At 52.0% G+C, this 19678-nt stretch carries 20 protein-coding genes; 10 read left to right on the plus strand and 10 right to left on the minus strand.

Features of this window, described 5'->3' with window-relative positions:
- Window position 1: 1 nt before the first annotated feature.
- Window positions 2-1333, minus strand: coding sequence for an apolipoprotein N-acyltransferase (gene lnt, locus HND56_05270; protein QKK05133.1), 1332 nt, complete (start codon window positions 1331-1333; stop codon window positions 2-4).
- Window positions 1334-1599: 266 nt separating this feature from the next.
- On the opposite strand from lnt, the gene HND56_05275 reads away from it, so the two are divergent.
- Window positions 1600-2148 carry a hypothetical protein gene (locus HND56_05275; GenBank protein ID QKK05134.1) on the plus strand — a complete coding sequence of 183 codons (549 nt, stop codon included), beginning with the start codon at window positions 1600-1602 and terminating at the stop codon, window positions 2146-2148.
- An 11-nt stretch (window positions 2149-2159) separates the two neighbouring features.
- On the opposite strand, the gene HND56_05280 is transcribed toward HND56_05275, so the two are convergent.
- The 3 genes from HND56_05280 to HND56_05290 all read right to left on the minus strand — a co-directional run bounded on the left by HND56_05280 (window position 2160) and on the right by HND56_05290 (window position 3916).
- A complete protein-coding gene (locus HND56_05280) occupies window positions 2160-3005 on the minus strand; it encodes a hypothetical protein (protein QKK05135.1) in 846 nt (281 codons plus the stop codon).
- 29 nt (window positions 3006-3034) lie between these two features.
- Window positions 3035-3640 carry a DUF4402 domain-containing protein gene (locus tag HND56_05285; GenBank protein QKK05136.1) on the minus strand — a complete coding sequence of 202 codons (606 nt, stop codon included), beginning with the start codon at window positions 3638-3640 and terminating at the stop codon, window positions 3035-3037.
- 117 nt (window positions 3641-3757) lie between these two features.
- Window positions 3758-3916 carry a hypothetical protein gene (locus HND56_05290; GenBank protein ID QKK05137.1) on the minus strand — a complete coding sequence of 53 codons (159 nt, stop codon included), beginning with the start codon at window positions 3914-3916 and terminating at the stop codon, window positions 3758-3760.
- Window positions 3917-4128: 212 nt separating this feature from the next.
- Between HND56_05290 and HND56_05295 the strand changes: the two genes are divergently transcribed.
- The 3 genes from HND56_05295 to HND56_05305 all read left to right on the plus strand — a co-directional run bounded on the left by HND56_05295 (window position 4129) and on the right by HND56_05305 (window position 7492).
- Complete coding sequence (locus HND56_05295) at window positions 4129-4473, plus strand: hypothetical protein (protein ID QKK05138.1); 345 nt, start codon at window positions 4129-4131, stop codon at window positions 4471-4473.
- A 261-nt stretch (window positions 4474-4734) separates the two neighbouring features.
- The gene (katG, locus tag HND56_05300) at window positions 4735-6966 is read left to right on the plus strand and encodes a catalase/peroxidase HPI (GenBank protein ID QKK05139.1); all 2232 of its coding nucleotides are present in this window, start codon (window positions 4735-4737) and stop codon (window positions 6964-6966) included.
- A gap of 124 nt (window positions 6967-7090) precedes the next feature.
- Window positions 7091-7492, plus strand: a complete 402-nt coding sequence (locus HND56_05305; GenBank protein QKK05140.1) for a DUF983 domain-containing protein — start codon at window positions 7091-7093, stop codon at window positions 7490-7492.
- 8 nt (window positions 7493-7500) lie between these two features.
- Here HND56_05305 and HND56_05310 read toward each other — a convergent pair whose 3' ends face one another.
- From HND56_05310 to HND56_05330, 5 genes are all read right to left on the minus strand, one after another.
- Window positions 7501-9018, minus strand: coding sequence for a Ppx/GppA family phosphatase (locus HND56_05310; protein QKK05141.1), 1518 nt, complete (start codon window positions 9016-9018; stop codon window positions 7501-7503).
- An 86-nt stretch (window positions 9019-9104) separates the two neighbouring features.
- Complete coding sequence (locus HND56_05315) at window positions 9105-10034, minus strand: SDR family oxidoreductase (GenBank protein QKK05142.1); 930 nt, start codon at window positions 10032-10034, stop codon at window positions 9105-9107.
- 20 nt (window positions 10035-10054) lie between these two features.
- On the minus strand, window positions 10055-10723 hold the full coding sequence (locus HND56_05320; protein ID QKK05143.1) for a glutathione S-transferase family protein: 669 nt from the start codon (window positions 10721-10723) through the stop codon (window positions 10055-10057).
- A gap of 128 nt (window positions 10724-10851) precedes the next feature.
- Window positions 10852-11646 carry a hypothetical protein gene (locus tag HND56_05325; protein QKK05144.1) on the minus strand — a complete coding sequence of 265 codons (795 nt, stop codon included), beginning with the start codon at window positions 11644-11646 and terminating at the stop codon, window positions 10852-10854.
- A 40-nt stretch (window positions 11647-11686) separates the two neighbouring features.
- The gene (locus HND56_05330) at window positions 11687-12697 is read right to left on the minus strand and encodes a hypothetical protein (protein QKK05145.1); all 1011 of its coding nucleotides are present in this window, start codon (window positions 12695-12697) and stop codon (window positions 11687-11689) included.
- Window positions 12698-13024: 327 nt separating this feature from the next.
- On the opposite strand from HND56_05330, the gene lysA reads away from it, so the two are divergent.
- From lysA to HND56_05350, 4 genes are all read left to right on the plus strand, one after another.
- Complete coding sequence (gene lysA, locus HND56_05335) at window positions 13025-14326, plus strand: diaminopimelate decarboxylase (protein ID QKK05146.1); 1302 nt, start codon at window positions 13025-13027, stop codon at window positions 14324-14326.
- A gap of 149 nt (window positions 14327-14475) precedes the next feature.
- Window positions 14476-15102: a phosphatase PAP2 family protein gene (locus HND56_05340; GenBank protein ID QKK05147.1), complete on the plus strand. Its 627-nt coding sequence runs from the start codon at window positions 14476-14478 to the stop codon at window positions 15100-15102.
- A gap of 17 nt (window positions 15103-15119) precedes the next feature.
- Window positions 15120-15455, plus strand: a complete 336-nt coding sequence (locus HND56_05345; protein QKK05148.1) for a TraR/DksA family transcriptional regulator — start codon at window positions 15120-15122, stop codon at window positions 15453-15455.
- A gap of 9 nt (window positions 15456-15464) precedes the next feature.
- Window positions 15465-17375 (plus strand): glycosyltransferase, encoded by a 1911-nt coding sequence (locus HND56_05350; GenBank protein ID QKK05149.1) that lies wholly within the window; start codon window positions 15465-15467, stop codon window positions 17373-17375.
- Here the strand turns inward: HND56_05350 and bcsS are convergent.
- On the minus strand, window positions 17372-18349 hold the full coding sequence (bcsS, locus tag HND56_05355; protein QKK05150.1) for a cellulose biosynthesis protein BcsS: 978 nt from the start codon (window positions 18347-18349) through the stop codon (window positions 17372-17374). The two genes, HND56_05350 and bcsS, sit on opposite strands and share 4 nt — an antisense overlap.
- Before the next feature lie 247 nt (window positions 18350-18596).
- On the opposite strand from bcsS, the gene HND56_05360 reads away from it, so the two are divergent.
- Both HND56_05360 and HND56_05365 read left to right on the plus strand, forming a co-directional pair.
- Window positions 18597-19100 carry a hypothetical protein gene (locus tag HND56_05360; GenBank protein ID QKK05151.1) on the plus strand — a complete coding sequence of 168 codons (504 nt, stop codon included), beginning with the start codon at window positions 18597-18599 and terminating at the stop codon, window positions 19098-19100.
- Window positions 19101-19253: 153 nt separating this feature from the next.
- Window positions 19254-19652: an 8-oxo-dGTP diphosphatase gene (locus tag HND56_05365; GenBank protein QKK06565.1), complete on the plus strand. Its 399-nt coding sequence runs from the start codon at window positions 19254-19256 to the stop codon at window positions 19650-19652.
- Window positions 19653-19678: the final 26 nt, after the last annotated feature.

A 19678-nucleotide genomic window follows, 5' to 3' on the forward strand; every position in this document is an offset into this window, starting at 1 on the left:
GTTAATGCAAAATATGTTGCGCGGCGTTGTTTAAACGCAGCCAGATTGTACTTTGCACGGGGCGCTGCGGTACTGAAACGTCTTGCGGCCCGGGCATATCCGCATTTTGTTGAAACAGGAAACGGCCATATCCGTCAATGACGGCATTCATGCCTTTATTGGCGGCGCGCACAACGGGGCGCCCTGTTTCAACGGCACGTATGCGGGAAATATATAAAATCTGCTGTTCCGCCCATGTGCCGGAAATCCAGGCGTCATTGCTGATATTGAGCAGCATATCCGCCTGCGCGGCAAGATTTGCGGCATAGGCGGGGAACAAGACTTCATAGCAGTTTAAGACGCCGATTTTTCCGGCGATCCGGCTGTCCAGAACGGTTATTTTACCGCCGGGTGTGAAATTGACGCGGCCGGGTAAATACCGTTCGTAAAATGACGGCGAATATTTTTCAAAAGGAAAATACTCGCCGTAAGGTACAAGAATGTTTTTGGCGGCGTATTGGACATCCCCCGCCTGATTGACTAGTGCGGCCATATTGTAAATATGATCCCGGCTTTCGCCCGTATCCGCATTGCGGCGGATGTCGCGCCGCAAGCTTCCGGCCAGAATTTCCGGTAAGGCCAATGCCTGCAGATGCGATAATTGTGCGGGGCTTTCGTCAAGAAAGAACGGCACGGACATTTCGGGCCAGATTGTGAGCCTGTCTTGCGCATCATCCTCACCTCTGGAGAATGTTTCATACAGAAGAAAAGTCTCCAGCTTTCCCGCTTCGCTTCTGTTCTGTTCCACAGGAATGGCGGCTTGCACAAGACGGAGTTTGACCGGCTCTTGTTTCTCAGGCGGTATGCGCGAGAGCCTGTAAGTGCCGAAAGAAAGGCACAGGATAATCAGACAGAGGGTAAGCATATGTTGTTTTCCGGTATAGGCAGCTGCGGAGAGGGAGACGCCGATGACAAGAAAGCTTAAAAGGGGAAGTCCGCCGATGGCGGCAAGCTGGATAAAATAGATATTATTGGCCAGACTGTAGCCGCTGGCATACCACGGAAAGCCGTGACGGTAAGGCAGGCCGATGAGCATTTCCGCACCGGTAAGAATGACCGCCGCCCCCCAAGGGAAAAGAAGAGACGGCAGTTTTTGAGAGAGTTTTTTAATGCCGACAGCGCTGACGCCGTATAACAGGATGCTGGGCGCAAAAAACAAAACAGGGGCAATGGCGGCAACGCCGTAACCTTTGACCAATTCATCAGGCCATGTGCTTTCAAAATACAGCGCCGATAAACGTATGCCCCAGAAAAAACCGGTTAAAATCACGCCGAGAAAAAACATGCTTCCCATCAAGAAATGCGTGTCTGATTTTTCTGTGTTTTTAATCAGATAGAAAAATAAGATATAAACAAATATTAACACGGGCAGAAAAAAGAAAGGCGCAAAGCTAAGAAATGTCAGAAGTCCGAGAATAAATGAAGAAAAAACAGGGTGTTGCGAGGCTTTATGCTGTAACGTTCTGATGTAATCAAAGATAATTTTATTTACAGGCATAGCGTCAATCTCGTAGAGTAACGGGTAAGCTTAATGGTAATGAAGATGGTTATAAGAACATCATGAATCGCGTTTTGCAATCCTATTCTGTGCTGAGACTGACGGCTGCAATTTATATTGTGCTTGGTTTTTCAGTGGCATTCGCCATCCCCGAGCTGCGGTTGACCGGTAATGTGGATATGGATTTCGGCACGGTGGAATATGCGGCGACGGCCACGGGCAGCATCGATATGGGAACCGATGGCAATATCACCTATAACGGCATGTTCTCGGGCCCCTCAATCGGAACATCCGGGCAATTCCGTATACGGGTGGCCGGCGGCGGAAATATCTCGCTTGGCTGTGATACCACGGCAACCCTGACATCCGGCGGCAACAGCGTCTCAATGGACAGTATCGAATTTGTGATCGGTTCCGGTAACAGGACATCTTTTGGCAACGGTACGCTTTGTCAGGGAATTGGCACGCCGATACAGCCCTTCACTTTGACGGATGAAATACTTTATATGGGGGGATCGCTGAATATTTCATCGCCTGTCCCCGCAAGCGGTACCTATTCGACCGGCAACGGGGGCGGTAATGCCATTTCTTTTAGTGTGCTGGTTCTTTAAAGAATAAGCGGTTATTTCAGGGGAAGCCTGATTTCCTGCGTATCGGTTTCGGCATCCGTCTGCAAACGCACGACAAGCTCCCCGCCGGAGAGTTGGTGGCCTTTTATAAGGGGGAGCGCGATTTTCCTCTCGACCATATCGACCTCATGGTACAGACGCACCAATTGTTCCGCAATAATCGTCACCGGCTCTTGCCCCGGTATCACATGGGATACGGATAATTTTCCGGCGGCTTCGGCATTGCCGGTTCTTTGCAATTTCGTGGACAGCCATGTTCCTGCGGCTGTTTTGGCAATATCCGCCGTCTTTAAAACGAGGCGGGAGGATAAAGTACCGTTCTGTACGACAATCGGCACACCGATGCCGTAAATCGTGTTGATGTCAAAATGCACGGCATTTCCCTGATTTTCCGGCAGGGCTTCCTGCTCTTTTTGGGGGGAGGGAATTTCACGGAACAACAGATGTGTGTGATAATCACCATGCGGCAGATCTTTCGGGATTTGCGCCATCACGCGGACAGCCAGACGCTCATTCGGTTTTAACGTAAAGCGTTTGGGGGTGTAACGCAGAAAAGGTTCTGCCGAATAGTTAAAGTTATCAACGCGTTTGACATCGCCGTTTTCCGTCATCATATAGTTTTCGATTTTTACATCAAAGCGGGCGGTTTTGTTGGATTTATTCGTCAAGTTAATAAGCCGGGTGACAGGGCGTTCATCCTCTGCCGGGGGAAACTCGACACGTTCCGGGGCAATAAACAGGATGCTAGTGTCAATTTGTCCGTAGGCATGGCGGGATGCCGCCATAAAGGCGGTGCATGCGAGAACGGCAATCACGATAAAATTATATAAAGGCTTCATATGAATATACCCAGTCATGCAGGCGCTTGTTATTGATAGATGATATCAACCCGGATATCATCGCCACCGGCATTGGCTGTGCTGAAATTTCCGCCGGTAAATGATGTGGCTGTTGCACCGTCAATGCGTCCGCCAAACACGAATGTATCAAGTGTGCCGATATTTAAAACGATACTGGCAGCGACACTTCCCATGCCGTTGCAGGCATTGCCGGAGCCAAAGGAGGTTTCGCTGCCCTCTGCGACGGTTTCAATACTTGTCACATTAATAGAGGCACCTGCACCATTTGTCATTGTGGCGCTTGCATCGCAAAAAACATTGACGGTCTGGCTGTTTGTGCCCGCTGTAATATCCACTTTTCCGGCTGTGCCTGTGCCGCTGCCGCTGAAGCCGCCGGTATAGGAAATTAAACCATTTGTACCCATATTGACGGTGTCGCCGGCGCCGGGAGTGCCGGCAACAAAAATCGTGCCGAAATCCATATCGACTTCATTTCCGAGAGTCAGGACCTGACGGAATTCAACGCGGGCATCATTGCTTGTATTCAGCGCGTGAACCGTCACAGGGAAGGCCATTGCACAGAGAGCTGTTGCAAGAATGAATCTTTTTTTATCGCCTAATGTTCTGCGGATCATCGACCTTGTGCCTGAAAAGCGCGCGCGCTGTTAAAAGAAAAAAATACTCTATATCTTTTATTCTATCATAGTTAATTTCGCTTTCGCAATGTGCGGCCCTGTCTATTTTTGGCCGCTTTAACTTCTGTCATCAAGCCGCATTTTTGCGGTTTGTACCGTTTCCATTGCGCGAAAATTATCGCGGGCGAAAAGCGCCTTTTTCTTGTTCTTGAATTCGTGCAGTTCAACATTCTCGTCTTTGTAGACAACACGTACGACGTAAGTTTTTCCGGCCATTTCTTTCTCCGTTCTGATGTTGTTGGCGGCGGGCGCTCTTGTCTTTGTAGCATGACTGCAAGCAGGACGGGGAATTTGTTTTCAACGGGCAGGAGTAATCTCATGCATTTATGCGGTATTAATATGCATGATTGCGGCTTGTATAATTTTACATAAAATAATAAAATACTCTGAGAGAAACAACGCGAAACGATGACAGAGGTGTGTAGACGATGACAAAATTACTGAAACAACCCTTCAACAGCCGCGCCTATAAAGCGGCGCGTGTGATTTTTATGTCCGGTCTTGCAACAGTTGCGTTGTCGGCATGTGTGCATAACCAGCCGCAAGCGGATAGAAACCAGACCGTGCTGGAATGGAATGCGGAAGCGCATCAGTTGCAAAATGCCGACCATGAACGCCGCCTGCGCTATGCGAAAGAGGGCAAAGATCTGCAAAGAAAGTATTTGTTGCAGCAATACCGCAAATGCAAATCAGATGAAATTTCCGGGAAAAGCATGACTGCCGCATGCGGCAGTGCGATTAAAAAGGTGGAAGGTCCGGCATTCCGCTATTGATTAGGCTGCCTGACAGGATAGAAAAGGGGCGTTCCCGCAAGGTGCGCCCCTATTTTTTTATGCGGCGGTCTTCCTGTCATTAAGTGCTGGACTTATAGATTTTGATCTTTAGATTCTACGGCAGGGCATGAAGCTTTCTAATAGATAAAAACTATCGTTTCTATAAATAGAATATATTTTATCTATCGTGTGCGGACTTCTATGCTTTTGCTACAAAGAACAATAACAAATCTGCCTTACATGAAAGAAAGGATTTTTCCAATGCTCAAACGCGCGATACCCGTCTTTGTGTGTGCCGTGCTGGCGACATCAGTATCTCTGATGAACCCGGTCGGCTCTGCCTTTGCAAAGGGTGACATGAAAACAAACCAGTTTTGGTGGCCTGAACAGCTGAACTTGCAGCCGCTGCGCCAGCATGCTGCCGAATCAAACCCGATGGGGGGGGAATTCAACTATGCCGAAGAGTTTAAAACCCTCGATCTGGCAGCCGTCAAAAAAGACATTGCGGAACTGATGACGACATCGCAAGATTGGTGGCCGTCGGATTACGGACATTACGGCCCGTTTTTTATTCGTATGGCCTGGCACAGTGCCGGAACATACCGTCTGGCTGATGGTCGCGGCGGTGCCGGCGGCGGTCAACAGCGTTTCGAGCCGCTGAACAGCTGGCCCGATAACGCCAATCTGGATAAGGCGCGCCGTCTGCTTTGGCCGATCAAACAGAAATACGGACGCAAAATTTCATGGGCCGATCTGATGGTTCTGACCGGAAATGTCGCGCTGGAATCCATGGGCTTTAAAACATTCGGTTTTGCCGGTGGTCGTGAAGATGACTGGGAGCCTGATCTGGTCTATTGGGGTGCCGAAGATAAATGGCTTGGCGATGAAAAACGCTATAGCGGCGACAGAAAGCTGGAAAACCCGCTGGCCGCCGTGCAAATGGGTCTGATCTATGTGAATCCCGAAGGCCCGGGTGGTAACCCTGATCCGCTGGCTGCCGCGAAAGATATTCGCGACACATTCGGTCGCATGGCGATGAATGATGAGGAAACCGTGGCGCTGATTGCCGGCGGACACACATTCGGTAAGGCGCATGGTGCGGTGAAAGCCGACTGCCTTGGCCCCGAACCTGCCGCCGCCGGTATGGAAGAACAAGGCTTTGGCTGGACAAACAAATGCGGCAAAGGCAATGCCGGGGATACGATGACCAGCGGATTGGAAGGCGCATGGTCTGCCAATCCGATCGCATGGACCAGCCAGTATCTTGAAAACCTGTTTGCTTTCGATTGGGTGAAAACAAAAAGCCCCGCCGGTGCAACGCAGTGGATCCCGAGTGATAAATCCGCCGCAAATATGGTGCCGGATGCGCATGATCCGTCCAAGAAACACGCACCGATCATGTTCACAACCGATCTGGCTTTGAAAGAGGACCCTGCCTACCGTAAAATCTCGCAGCGTTTTCTGGATGATCCGGATGCGTTCGAACTGGCATTCTCCAAGGCATGGTTCAAGCTGACCCACCGCGATATGGGACCGCGTGCACGTTATCTGGGTGCCGAGGTTCCCAAAGAAGTGTTGGTATGGCAGGATCCCGTTCCGGCTGTTGACCATAAGCTGGTTGATGCCAAGGATGTCGCAAATCTGAAAGCGGCTGTTTTGGCCTCCGGTCTGACAGGGCCTGAATTGATCAGAACGGCATGGGCATCGGCAGCGACATTCCGCAGCACGGATATGCGCGGCGGTGCAAACGGCGCACGTATCCGTCTGGCACCGCAAAAAGGCTGGGCCGTCAACAACCCGAAAGAGCTGGCAAAAGTTCTGCCGGTTCTGGAGAAAGTTCAGAATGACTTCAACAAGGCGCAAAAGACCGGTAAAAAAGTCTCGCTCGCTGATGTGATTGTTCTGGGTGGCGGTGCCGCCATTGAACAGGCTGCGAAAAAAGCCGGTCATTCCGTGACGGTTCCGTTTACACCGGGCCGCACGGATGCCACACCGGAACAGACGGATGCGGCATCCTTCGCCGTGTTGGAGCCGACTGCCGACGGATTCCGTAACTATTACGCTTCCGGCAACAGCCGCTCTCCGGCGGATATGCTGGTTGACCGTGCGGATATGCTGAGCTTAAGCGTTCCTGAAATGACCGTTCTGGTCGGCGGATTGCGCAGTCTGAACGCCAATGCCGGACAAAGCGGATACGGCGTTCTGACCGACAAGCCCGGCACTTTGAGCAATGATTTCTTCGTGAACCTGCTGGACATGTCCACGAAATGGACGAAATCATCCAAAGCTATGGGCGTATATGAAGGTCTCGACCGCAAAACAGGCAAGATTAAATGGATGGCAACACCTGTTGATCTGGTCTTCGGTTCGAATTCCGAACTGCGCGCGATTGCGGAAGCCTATGCCACGAATGATGCACAAGAGAAATTTGTGCAGGATTTCGTCGCGGCATGGACCAAAGTGATGACGCTGGACCGCTTTGACCTAAAATAATTTTGTGCGGGGGTTGATACGGCTCCCGCGCAGAACGACTGAATACAGAAAAGCCCCTGTTTATCAGGGGCTTTTTTTTTATTCCGGGTAAAAGAAAATATATATGCTATATAAATGTTGTGTAATGAAAGAAGAGCGCCTGATGGATACGGCTGAAAAAGAACAATCACATAAAAACCTGCACATCCTTTGGCGGGGTGTTTGCGGGCTGTGTCCGCATTGCGGCAAGGGCAAGATTTTCAAAACCTATATAACGCCCAATGCGGCATGCGCCGTCTGCCATGAAGATTTGTCTGAAATCCGTGCCGATGATGCGCCGCCCTGGCTGACGATTTTGATTACCGGCCATATCATTGCGCCGGTTATCCTGTATTTTGCCAAGCATGAATTTCTTCCGGAGGCGCTGGAAATGACGATTATAATGGTCACGGCGCTGTTATCCGTTCTGCTTATCCTGCCGCGGTCAAAGGGGCTGTTTATTGCCGCCATCTGGCTGACTCGTCAGAAACAAGCTGCCGATGAATAGTGCCGCCGTTATTGTGCGCGGGTAATCATCGGGCGGCATTTATAGAGTTTCGCCAAATCCTCCAGCGCATCCTGAATGATATGTCCCGACAGGGCGACGGCTTTTCCACTCAGAATCAGGCGCAGGGTTTTATCGGTCAGGCGCAGTTCGGCATGTTTCAGCAGCGGTAGGACACTGCCTGTCAGCAGATGCGCCATGCGGATAGCCAGACCGATCCGGATGGCGGTATCAACTTCCGATTTTGTCAGGACGGATTGTGCGGGGGCGGTCAGCTCGGCCTGTGTTTTCTCGCTGCGCGGCGCACGGCGCAGATAGCCGTGATAACGGACATAAACCGCCAGCGCCAGCAGGGCGCGGACACGGTGGGATAAACCGTAAAGCGGAAAGCGCATGATGCGCTCATAGGCGTTAACGGCGCGGTGTTCTTCATGTTCATACCAGCCCAGATCACTCAGCAGACAGGCACATTCTAAAATAACCGCGATATCCTCTTTTTTCGTGTCTTGAAACAGCGGGCGCAGCCATATGGCCATATCATGGAAGGCGTCAATATTGTCAAGACGGTTGGTGCGGCGGCCGATATCTTTACAAGCGGTCAGTAGCGGGTGGCGCTGCTGTTCCGATTGCGGCAGGCGGTCGAAAATTGCGCCCTCGCGCAGACCTGTACCCGAAAACATAATATTCTGCGGCTTCAGATATTTCAGCACATAGGACATCACCAGCGCGGCGACGGGAATATCCTTGACGCGGCGGGCGGACAGACCGGCCATGCGCTCCAGCGAAGCAGGGCTTTGCCGCGACAGCAGCGTGGTAAATTCCAGTGCCGGATTAGCGCGGATGGTGTAATGGTCCAGCACGGGGATGGTGTAATCCGTCATATGCATATGCGCCTTGCCCAGCGAGCGCCATGCGCCGCCCAAGACGTAGAAATTCTGTTTCTGTGCCGATTGCAGCAGCGGCACACCGGCCAGATGTTCCTGAATATAGCTGTGGCGTTCCTGCTCACTCTTCAGCGCCAGAATACGCAAAGCTCCGAGCGGCAGGGTGACCTGATCCAGAATGCGGTTATTTTCAACGGAGATCAGCTCCAGCGACCCGCCGCCGAAATCGCCGACGACGCCGGAGACCGCACCGAAACCGGCAATTACGCCAAGGGCGGAGAGGCGGGCCTCTTCCATGCCGCTGATGACCTGAATATCGATATTGAATTTTTCGCGTACTGTGGCGATAAATTTCGGCCCGTCCTGCGCATCACGCAGCGCGGCGGTCGCCAGCGGAATGACGGTTTTGATTTTCAGTGCTTCAAGAATGCCGGAAAAACGCGCTAGCGCATCCATCGCCTGTGCTACGCCTTCGGGATCAAGGCAGCCCGTCTGCATCATGCTGCGCCCCAGCCCACAGATCAGCCGCTCGGTATGTGTGCGCAACGGGCAGCGGAACAGCCCGTCATAAATAACAAGACGGACGGCGTTGGAGCCGATATCAATCACGGCAACGGGCAGGTTTTTTTTCGGTTTGGCGGCCATATCGGAATATATATTGTTGTTTTATTATTTGCGGCAGGACGAATGCGTGACAGATTGCGAAAACATGCGTTATTTGTCAAGCGGTGTTAGACTTCTGCGACATCTTCTTCGGCGGCGAAGCAGGCATTCAGGCCCAGCTTGTAATCAGGATAGAGAAGCTTGACCCCCAGATCGCGTTTGATTTTTTCATTTTTAATCCGCTTATTGTCCTGATAGAAACTGCGGACAATCGGGGCAAGGTAATCAACTTCGTCATAGGGGATCAGTTCCGGCACGTCCAGCCCCAGCAATTCACAGGAATATTTGATCACTTCATGACTGGGTTCCGGATCATCATCGGCAAGGTTATAGATTTCTCCGGGCTGCGGATAAATCATGGAGGCAAACAGCGTTTGTACAATGTCGTCAATATGGATGCGGTTAAAGACGTGGCCTTCTTTGACAATACGGCGTGCCTTTCCGGCGCGGACAACATCCAGCGTACTGCGCCCGGGGCCGTAAATACCGGCCAGACGGAAAATATGCAGTGGAAAACCGCTGTTTAAAAACAGATCATACCATTGCTGCTCGGCTTTCAGGCGTAAAGAACCGCGGCGGCTGTTCGGGCCGGGCGGTGTTTCCTCATCCACCCAGCTGCCGTTGTAATTGCCGTAAACCGATGTCGCGGAAAGATAGCCGACCCATTCCAGATTGGGCAGGGCTTCCAGTTCCTGTCCGTGCATTTCATAGGCGATATCGCCGTGTTCGGTCGGCGGAATGGACAGAATTAAGTGGGTGGTGTCTTGCAGGATGCGGTCAAGGGCGGGAAGGGGCTGTGTGGAATCGAATAAATAGGCGTTGATACCGTTTTGTCGAAGATAGGTGCGTTTTTCCAGATCGGTTGTGGTGCCGCCGATGGTCCAGTTATATTGGCGCAAAGCAATGCTGAGTGCGGCGGCGCAATAGCCGAAGCCGAAACAGAAGAGGTTTTTATCCTTTGGTAATTCTGTTGGCACGAGCCCTGTATCGTAATCCATTCCCGCCGTTTCAACCCCTCTTAAAAATGTTCGACGCTGTAATGCTGCGGCGGTGTAAAGCCGGGAATGATATCATTCAAAAGCGGCTTGAAACTGGGACGTGACTTCAGACGCGCATACCAGTCTTTTGCAGCCGGATGCTTGTCCCACGGCACGTCACCGATATAGTCAATTGTGGAGAGATGTGCAGCCGCCGTGATATCGGCAAGGGAGAAGAAATCCCCGGCCAGCCAGCGGTGCTTTTCGGTCAGAAAGCCGATATAGTCGAGATGGTAGTGGATATTGGCATGACCCGCGCGGATAGACGGGCCGTGCGGTTCGCCCATTTTCAGAAACTGTTTCATCATTTTCTCGCCGACAAGGTTTTCCGTGACCTCGGCGTTGAATTTTTTATCGAACCATGCAACAAGGCGGCGCGTTTCGGCCCGTGCCAATGGGTCGCGGCCCAAAAGGTCGGTCGTGTTATAAACTTCGTCAAGATATTCGACGATGACCTGCGAATCAGTCAGGATCGTACCGTCCGGCTCAACCAGCACAGGAACATCCCCCGCCGGATTGATCGTCAGAAACTCCGTGCGGCGCTCCCATATCTTTTCGACTTTAAGTTCGAACTCCAAGCCTTTCTCAGCAAGTGCAATCCGCACCTTTCTCGAAAAAGGATGAAGCCACAAATGGTACAACTGTCTCATGCTGATAAAAGTGTAGCGCAGCTTGCAACAGTTGCAAATAAAAAACCACAAAAACAGATTATTAAATCGTTTTTTTCGCAAAAACGGTCAGAAAGATGCTGTATTATGACAGAAGATGCCGTGCGAATTTATGCGGCTTTATCATTGCCGTTTTTTTTACCGCGATTCTTAAGGCGGTCGTAAAGGGATCCGATTTTCTTTTTCGCAGTTTCTCCGGCATTTTTGATGCCTTCGGCGGCTTTGTCTTTGGTGTCTTTGGGGGCGTTGTCATCCCAAGCTTTTTTCAGCTTCAATGCGCCTGAAAAAAGCTTTGAAGCCGTGCCCTGTTCAGCAGCCGGTTTGCTGTCATTCTGGGCATCGGAGGCTTTTTTCGCGGCCTTTTCGGCAGCACGTTCCTTGCGGCGCTGTTCGGCATTGGCCTTGCGCTGTGCATTCAGTTCGCGGCCTTTTTCAACGAGATGCTTTGCCAGCAGGCGTTTGCCGAGACCTTCGCCGAATTCCTTGCCGAATTCCTGTGCCTGATCCTGTACCACCATGCCGGCGGCAACGCCGAGGCTGAGACTGACTGCGCCGCCGATCATAGCGGTCGCCGTGCCGATTACGCCGGCGAGCCCGAGGGCGATCGGCGCGATAATGCCGCCAAGTCCAAGAACCACAGCCGCTGCGGCAAGGCCAAGGATAACTTTGGCTTTTTTCGATGCGCCGTCCGTTTTGCGGATGGCATCGGGAAGGTTTTTCAGGATGAACTGGTCAGACGGGAATGTGTCCTGTTTGGATTCAATCTTGCCGACTTTCAGAAGATACTGCATAACGCGGTAGGTTTCTTTTTTCTTCTTTTTGCCTTTCGCAACAGCTGCGTCACCCGCAGCTGCGGCGGGGGCGGTCTGGACATCGGTGGTTTCAACAACGGTTTCTGCGCTCATCTCTTCATCCCTTACAATTAGAATCGGTAATTGGTTGTAACTATAACAGCTTCCAGCGTGATTTTCCAGAACTATTCTTCTGCGCAGCCGGTGCAACGGCATTTTCATTGGCCGGTTTTTTCACAACCTTCTTCGCGGGCTTTGCGTCAGGCGCGTTTTGTTCTTTATCGGCCTTCTTCCAGAACTGGGCGCTGACCCAGCCTTTTTTCAGTTTCGCGCCGCCGGATTTGAAGCCTTCCATCACGCTGTTTTTGGCGCGGGTCAGCTTGCCGGCAGGGCTGTTGGCTTTTGCTTGTTCAAGCTTTTTCAGGCGTTTGGCTTCCTCGCGGCGTTTGCCCATATCTTTGATGCCTTCATAACCCATATACATGGCAAAGCCGAGCGAGGCGACGGTATAGGCAAGAAACGCAACGGAAAAGAAGATCGGTGCGGCGACCAGCTCAACCGCCAGCAGCATGCCGCCGAAAATCGCGACGGTCAGGGCGGAGTTCTTCACCGTTAGCGTATCCAGAAGATTATCGCTTTCATTCATAAAGCTTTTAAAGCGGTTGACGGCGCGGGACTGGTTGACGCGTTTCACCAGCTTACTGTTAACGATGGGGCGCATCGGCCATTTTTCCGTCAACATATCCTTGAAAGCCATACGCGTTTGCGACAGGGCGATCTGATCCTTGGGGACGCCGGTGATATCATCCTTGTTGCGGCCGAATTCCGCATTGATTTTTTGGCGGGCGCGGGAAAATGTGCCGACAAGGCCGCTGGCGCCAACGGCGATGCTGAAAGCCGCGCCGACAGCCAGAACGCCGCCGAGTACAACGGCGGAGGCCAGCATAATCGCGGGCAGGGACATAATAACGGGGACCAGCAGTAATCCGGTCGTGACAACACCCATACCGCCTTTCAGCAGGAACATCTGCTTCCAGAAACGGTGGTCGCTCCATAATTCTTTGGAATAGCGCCAGACGATATTTTTGCGTTTCGGCTTGGACGGGTCGTCAGTTGCGGGATGTGCGGAAACGGATGCCGATGTAACGCCATCTTGTTTCTTCATGTCCTCTACACTCTGCCGCTTTTGCGCCCGTGCCATTCGCATATGCTCCCGGCTTGAAATAATAAACGATATGTTGCTTGTTTATGCAGTGTCCTGAATAACATGGAAAGATAGCATGCTGAACCGCAGGGCACAAATAACAATTACAAAAAACTTTCGAAAAGAATACAAAAAATTCGGGAATATGTAAAGGGATTTTTTGTTTATCTGTGATTTTCTTCTGTTTTCGCCTGGTTTATGCTATGAGTTTGCAGCAATATAAAAAGCATCGCAGGCGGTGCGGCGGTTAAAGTATATGTTTCAAGGGTTTGATCCGGAAAGTTGAAAATGGGCGTTTATCATTATAAAAACAGCGCGCTTCATATTGAAGATGTCGCATTATCACGCATTGCGGCGGATGTCGGGACGCCTGTTTATTGTTATTCTGTCAAGCAATTGCGCGATAATTATCATGCGCTATCCAAGGCGCTGCAAGCGGCGATGCCGGAACAGGATTTCCTGATCGCCTATGCCTGCAAGGCAGGCAGTAATATCGCCTTGATGAAAGCGCTGGGTGATGAAGGTGCGGGGGCGGATATCGTCTCGGGCGGCGAGTTGGAACGCGCCAAGGCCGCAGGTATTCCGGCGGAAAAAATCGTTTATTCCGGTGTCGGTAAAAGCCGTGCAGAGATGGCGGCGGCGCTGGAATACGGCATTTGGCAGATCAATGTAGAATCAGTGCCGGAGCTGGAACTGTTATCGCAAACGGCCGCAGAACTGGGAAAAACCGCGCAGATTGCCCTGCGCGTGAACCCCGATATTCATGCGGGCGGGCATGACAAAATCTCCACGGGGCGCAAGCATGATAAATTCGGTATCGATATTGAAAAAGCGCCGGAAATATATGATTACGCGGCAGGATTGCCGGGGATTGAAATTACCGGTGCGGCGATGCATATCGGCTCGCAAATTGCTGAAAACAAGCCTTTCCGTGATGCTTTCACGCGCATGGCCGCTTTAATCGCAACATTGCGCGCAGGCGGGCACGCCATCAGCCGCATTGATATCGGCGGCGGTTTCGGCATTACCTATAAAGATGAAAAACCGATGGATCTGGATAGCTTTGCCGCGCTGGTGAAAGAGATGATTGCGCCGCTGGGCTGCCAGATTATTCTGGAGCCGGGGCGGGCGCTGGTCGGCAATGCCGGATTGCTGCTGTCGCGGGTGCTGTATATCAAAAACTGCCCGTCTGCCGGAAAAATCGGCGCGGGCGAACGCAGCTTTGTCATTATTGATGCGGCCATGAATGATTTGATCCGCCCGACGCTGTATAACGCCTATCATCCGCTGCTGCCCGTACGCGAAGCACCGGCAGGAACGCCGGAACATGCCTATGATATCGTCGGTCCGGTCTGCGAAACGGGTGACACTTTCATGACAGGCGAAATATTGCCGGAAATGAAGCGCGATGATCTGGCGGCTTTTATGGTCAGCGGCGCTTATGGTGCGGTGATGTCATCCTATTATAATACCCGCGCTTTGGTACCCGAAGTGTTGGTGAAGGGGAATGATTATGCGGTGATCCGCAAACGGCATGATGTTGCGGATATTCTGGCGATGGAGCAATTGCCGGAATGGGAGAGGTCGTAAGGGAGGCCGTTATGCCGCATGTAAACAATACCTCAAATAAGCAAAGTGAGAACGGGATGTCTTCCGCTGTCTTCCTGCGGAAGGGCGCGTTGTTGCTCGGATGCTTCTTGCTGCTCTGCAGTGCGGGTGCCGCCATATCCGGTTTGGACATGGCGCTCAGCAGGCGTATCTATGCGGCATTCGGCGATATGTTTCCGCGCAGCAGCTGGTGGCTGCAGGCGATATTGCATGATGCTGTGCACCGCGTTTTTATCGGCATTGTTGTCCTGATGGTGATTTTGTCTGTTGTGCCGCCTTTCTTTCGGAAAGATATCGCATGGCAGCCGAAATTGCGGCTTTTTGTGGTGAGCGGGCTGCTGTTTATCGGTCTTGACCTGTTGCTGAAATCAATGACGACCTTTCCCTGTCCGTGGAGCCTTGAAGTTTTTGGCGGCATCAAACTGCAGCCGCCGCATTACAGTGATATGTTTGCGCTGGGGCAGTACGGTCACGGGCATTGTTTTCCGGCGGGGCATTCCTCATCGGGATATTTCTGGCTGGGATGGGCCTTTATTTTTGCAGGAAACCGCCCGCGCTGGCCGCTTTATGTGCTGGCATCGCTGCCGCTGGGGCTGGTGCTGAGCGTGACGCAACTTTTGCGCGGCGCGCATTTCCTTTCGCATGAGCTGGCAACGATGGGGTTGGCCTTTATTCTGTTTTCCACGCTGCCTGTGTTGCTGTTGAAACTCTGCACATATATCAGCTTTTGCAGGGCAGGCAAGAAGGTCGCGGCTTAAGCGCCGTTTTAAATGATATGTCAGAAATTAACACGTCATATTACAAAGAAAAGCTTCTGGCCTTGAAAAAGGAACTGGAGGAAATGGACGGGGTCAGCGCGGAGTCCCGCAAACCTGTGGAGCTTGATCAAACCATGGTCGGGCGGTTGTCACGCATGGATGCGATGCAGCAGCAAGAAATGGCGCTGGCGAATGAGCGCCGCCGCAAAATGCAAATCCGCCGCATTGAACAGGCGCTGGCGCGGATTGACAGCGGTGATTACGGCTATTGCGCATCCTGTGATGAACCCATCCCTGCAAAACGTCTTGACCTTGAGCCGGCTATCCCGACTTGTGTCGATTGCGCGGGGTAGAAATTTATCATGCAAAACCAGCAGGGATCAGATCGTCAAAAGCCGCCGCCGTATAAAGACAGTGCGCTGCCTGCCGGACATGTCTCCGCAGACAGCCTGCTGCGTGCGCGTAAAGTGCTGATCGGGGCGTATTTTGTGATCGCCGCGGTTTATTTTTTCTGGCGGCTGACGATTTTTAATCCGTCCTATCCGCTATATTCTTTGCTGTTTTACCTGTCCGAGCTGGTGGGCTTTGTCTGGCTGGCGATTAACCTGCTTAGCCTGCTGCGCTTTGCGCCGCGTGCATCGCCGCCCGTTAAAAAAGGGCTGGCGGTGGATGTCTATATTCCCACATATAATGAGCCCGCCAGCCTTGTGCGCCGCACCGTGATCGCGGCATTACGGATCACATACCCGCATGAGACATGGCTTTTGGATGACGGCAATCGGCCGGAAATGCGTCTTTTGGCAAAAGAGCTGGGTTGCCGTTATATCGCACGCAGTGACAATAAAGGGGCAAAGGCGGGAAATTTGAACCATGCCATGGCGCAGACGCAGGGCGAATTTATTGTGGTGTTTGATGCGGATTTCATTGCCGCGCCGGAATTTCTTGACCGGACATTGGGCTATTTCACCGACCCGAAACTGGCCTTTGTGCAAACGCCGCAGGAATTTTACAATTTTGACTCCTATCAGCATCTGGGGCATGACCGCGCACATGATCTCTGGTCGGAGCATTCCCTGTTTTTCCACGCACAGCAGCGCGGGCGTGACATGCATAATGCGGCCATGTTCTGCGGCAGCTGTGCCGTGTTACGCCGTGCGGCGCTGGATGATGTCGGCGGTTTTGCCTCCTCGACGGTGACGGAGGATATGCACACCTCGACCTTGCTGCATGCAAACGGCTGGGCATCGGTTTATCATCCGGAAACATTATCCGCAGGGCTTGCACCGCATGATGCCATCAGCTTTCAGCGTCAAAGGATACGCTGGGCGGAAGGTGCGATGCAGATTGCCCGTCAGGAGGGTCTGTTTGCCGGACGCATGAATCTGACTTTTCAGCAGCGCATGGCGTATCTGCTGCATGTGGGGAACTATATTGAAGGGCCGCGCCACGTCTTTCTGTATATCGCCTCTGCTGTGACGCTTGTTTTCTATATCTCGCCGATAAAAGTGAGCTTTGCCGAATGGGCGGTTTTTTTCCTGCCTTTCCTGCTGGTCGGATTGCTGGCCTATAAAGAGCTTTCGCGGGGTTATACCAAGGTTATCAAGAATGAAATATTCAATATGGCGCGCTGCCCCGCATTGGTGCGCGCTTTTCCGGCGCTATTCAGCAAGAAGCATATCGATTTTAAAATCACGCCGAAAATACGTGAGAAACCGTCTCCTTTTCTTTTTCCGTGGTTCATGCTGGTGATTAATCTGATTGCTCTTGGCAAGGCGGGCTATGATGAATTTTTCGGCACGCCGCGCATTGACGGCTGGCCGATTATGATCATTGTCATGTGGTGCTGTCTGGGGGCATGGCTGGCCTGGAATGTGTGCAAGCTGACGCACCGCTGTAACCGTAACCGCCGTTCTTTCAGCCGCTTTCCCGTAGAGATCGCGGTATCGCTGCAAAACGGGCAGGCATCTGTGCAGGCAGTTGTGACGGAGCTGTCCGATGCGGGGTTGAGTTTCAAGCCGCAAAATGCGCTAGAAGCGCTGCCGGAGGGGCTATGTCAGGGTGTTTTGTCGCTATGCGGTCACGATATTCCTTTTCAGGTCACTTTACGCCCTGTCAAAGCCGGGCAGAAATCCGGCGGTATTTTGTCATGGGATACGCAAAGAGCCCGTGATGATTACACATATTTTATGATGATGGACCGTATCCGCAGGCTGGAAGAGATGAAATTCCCCGATAACCGGACCTGTATTGCGCCCTTGGCACGGTGTTTCTAAAAACTGTGATCAAGCCCGAAGCCGGCATAGCCGCTGCCGCTGTCGTTTTGATCGCGGCTGTAACCCGCATAGGTAAAGGCATTGGCAAAGCCCAGATTGATGTCTGATACGGAGAGGCCGAGACGTCTTTGCTGGTAGTTTTTACCGCCTGCAATACCGGCTGTGGGGCCGATTGTGACAGCGCCGATGGGGCTGGATCTGAATGTATAACCTGCGGCAAAATGCGACCAATAGCTCTGGTTCGCAGAAGCATATGAGCCCATGCCCATCAAGGTGATATTGTCGGTCGGTCTTATCTGTGCGTCCATATTGGCGGCAAAGCCCGCATGCGTGCCGTTCACGCTGTTCCCCGCATCATTGGCGGACAGGTTGTGATTTTCGATACTGCCGCCCAGATAAAGGGTCACGCCGCCATTGTCAAAAGCGTGCTTGTATCCGAGCATTAAATCAGCCGCTCTGACACTGCCGCTGACTTCGGTATTGGGAAAACCGATTTTATTATATTTATACTGGCCATAGCCCAGAGAGGTTCTGAGCAAAAAGCCGCTGTCGCTGTAGATATTCTGTCCTGAAAGCGCGTAAACGCTGCCGAGATAGCTGTAAAATGATTTGGATGTAAAATCGGCACCGCCCCAGATAATGGCGTTGCCCTTGGTGCTGTCGGCAGGCGGCGGCTGTTCGGGCGCGGGAAGGGGCTGTTTCACAACAAAACATGCACCGCCTTGTTTTTGCAAATCATCGCAGCGCATTTTGGCTTCATCCCGCGTTGCAAACCGCCCGGCGCGCAGACGGAACAGGGTTTCCCCTTTATCATTGCCGGTTTCCTGATATTCAGCAGTCAGGCCGTCCAGTAGGGCGGCGTGTTTTGCGTTTAATTTTTGCCATGTTTGCGTCGCGAGGGCTTGGCTGTGGAAGGCGCCTAATTGGATGAGCCAGTCATCCGTTGCGGCGGCATAGGCTTTCTTATGCAGCATTGTTGCGCTACAAACCATAAAAACAAAAATGTATATCATATGGTTAGCCCTCATAGTTAATGTTATATATTAATCATATTAAGAAGCCGTTAATAAAACATGGCGTGGTTGACGGCGGCATATAAGTTATGGTAATGATTTTTATGAGCGGTCACATCCGGCATCTATTGCTGCGGATCACAGGGGCTCTCCAAATTTCGGTACAACGCAGCGCGTGGCGGCTGCACGAAAGATAAGGAGTCCTGCAATGCAAAACAAACAAGCAAAACCTTCCCTGACGGCGAAGCTGAAAAACAAAATGGGTCATGCGCGTGAGGCGTGGAAAAATTTCCGCCTGCACGACCATGAGCTGGCTGGCGGTATTCTGGGGGTGCTGATTATCGGCGCCGCCATTCTTGCCATGGCCGGGGCGATGGTGCCGCTTTACGGTTTTGCACCGGTGCTTTATTCCGCGATATTATCTGTCGGCTTCGCGGGGCTGGTCATTCCTTTGGCACATCAGACCGACAGCAAGGATAAAAAAGACGAGGTCAAATGGACAAACAGTTCCGGGCAGGAAGTGCGCTCCAGCACATATGCCAAGCTGCGCCTTGCCGATGCCGAAAAGAAAATTACGGCGCTGGGGAATTCAAGGAAGTCACCGCAAAAGATCAGCGCCGCTTTCAACGAGATCGTCGAAACCTATGACAGTTTTGCCAAAACCGCAAAAGTCACGGGAGGGCGCTACCGTTTTCCTGCGCCGCGCCGTTAGTTGCGGTATTTCTCCCTTGCGCAATTGCGGGCAGGGCGTTAGGGTGCGGGCGAAAATCATTTAAAAAAGAGGAGAATTTCCGTGACGAATGCCCTGAAAAAGAAAGTGCTGACCCTGTGTTTGCTATGCCAGCCGCCGCGTATTCTGCTGGGCATGAAAAAGCGCGGTTTCGGTGCAGGGCGCTGGAACGGTTTTGGCGGTAAACTCGAACAGGGCGAGAGTATCGAAGAGGCGGCAAAGCGCGAGTTTCTGGAAGAGGCGGGGATTACCGTCGGCGAAATTGATAAACGCGGCGTGCTGGAATTCTTTTTTGAGGGCAGTCCCGAAATGCTGGAAGTTCATGTCTTTAAAGCCGAGGATTATGAAGGTGAGCCGGTGGAAAGCGATGAAATGAAACCGCAATGGTTTGACATTCCCGCCATTCCCTATGATGAAATGTGGGCGGATGATGAATTCTGGTTCCCGATTTTTCTGAAGGGCAAAAAATTCACCGGAAAATTCTATTTTGATGCCGATGAAAATCTGCTCTCGCATGATGTAAAAGCGCTCTGATTTAAAAAAAATGCGTTTTCCGTCAA

Source organism: Pseudomonadota bacterium, from assembly GCA_013285465.1.
GTDB lineage: Bacteria > Pseudomonadota > Alphaproteobacteria > Micavibrionales > CSBR16-224 > CSBR16-224.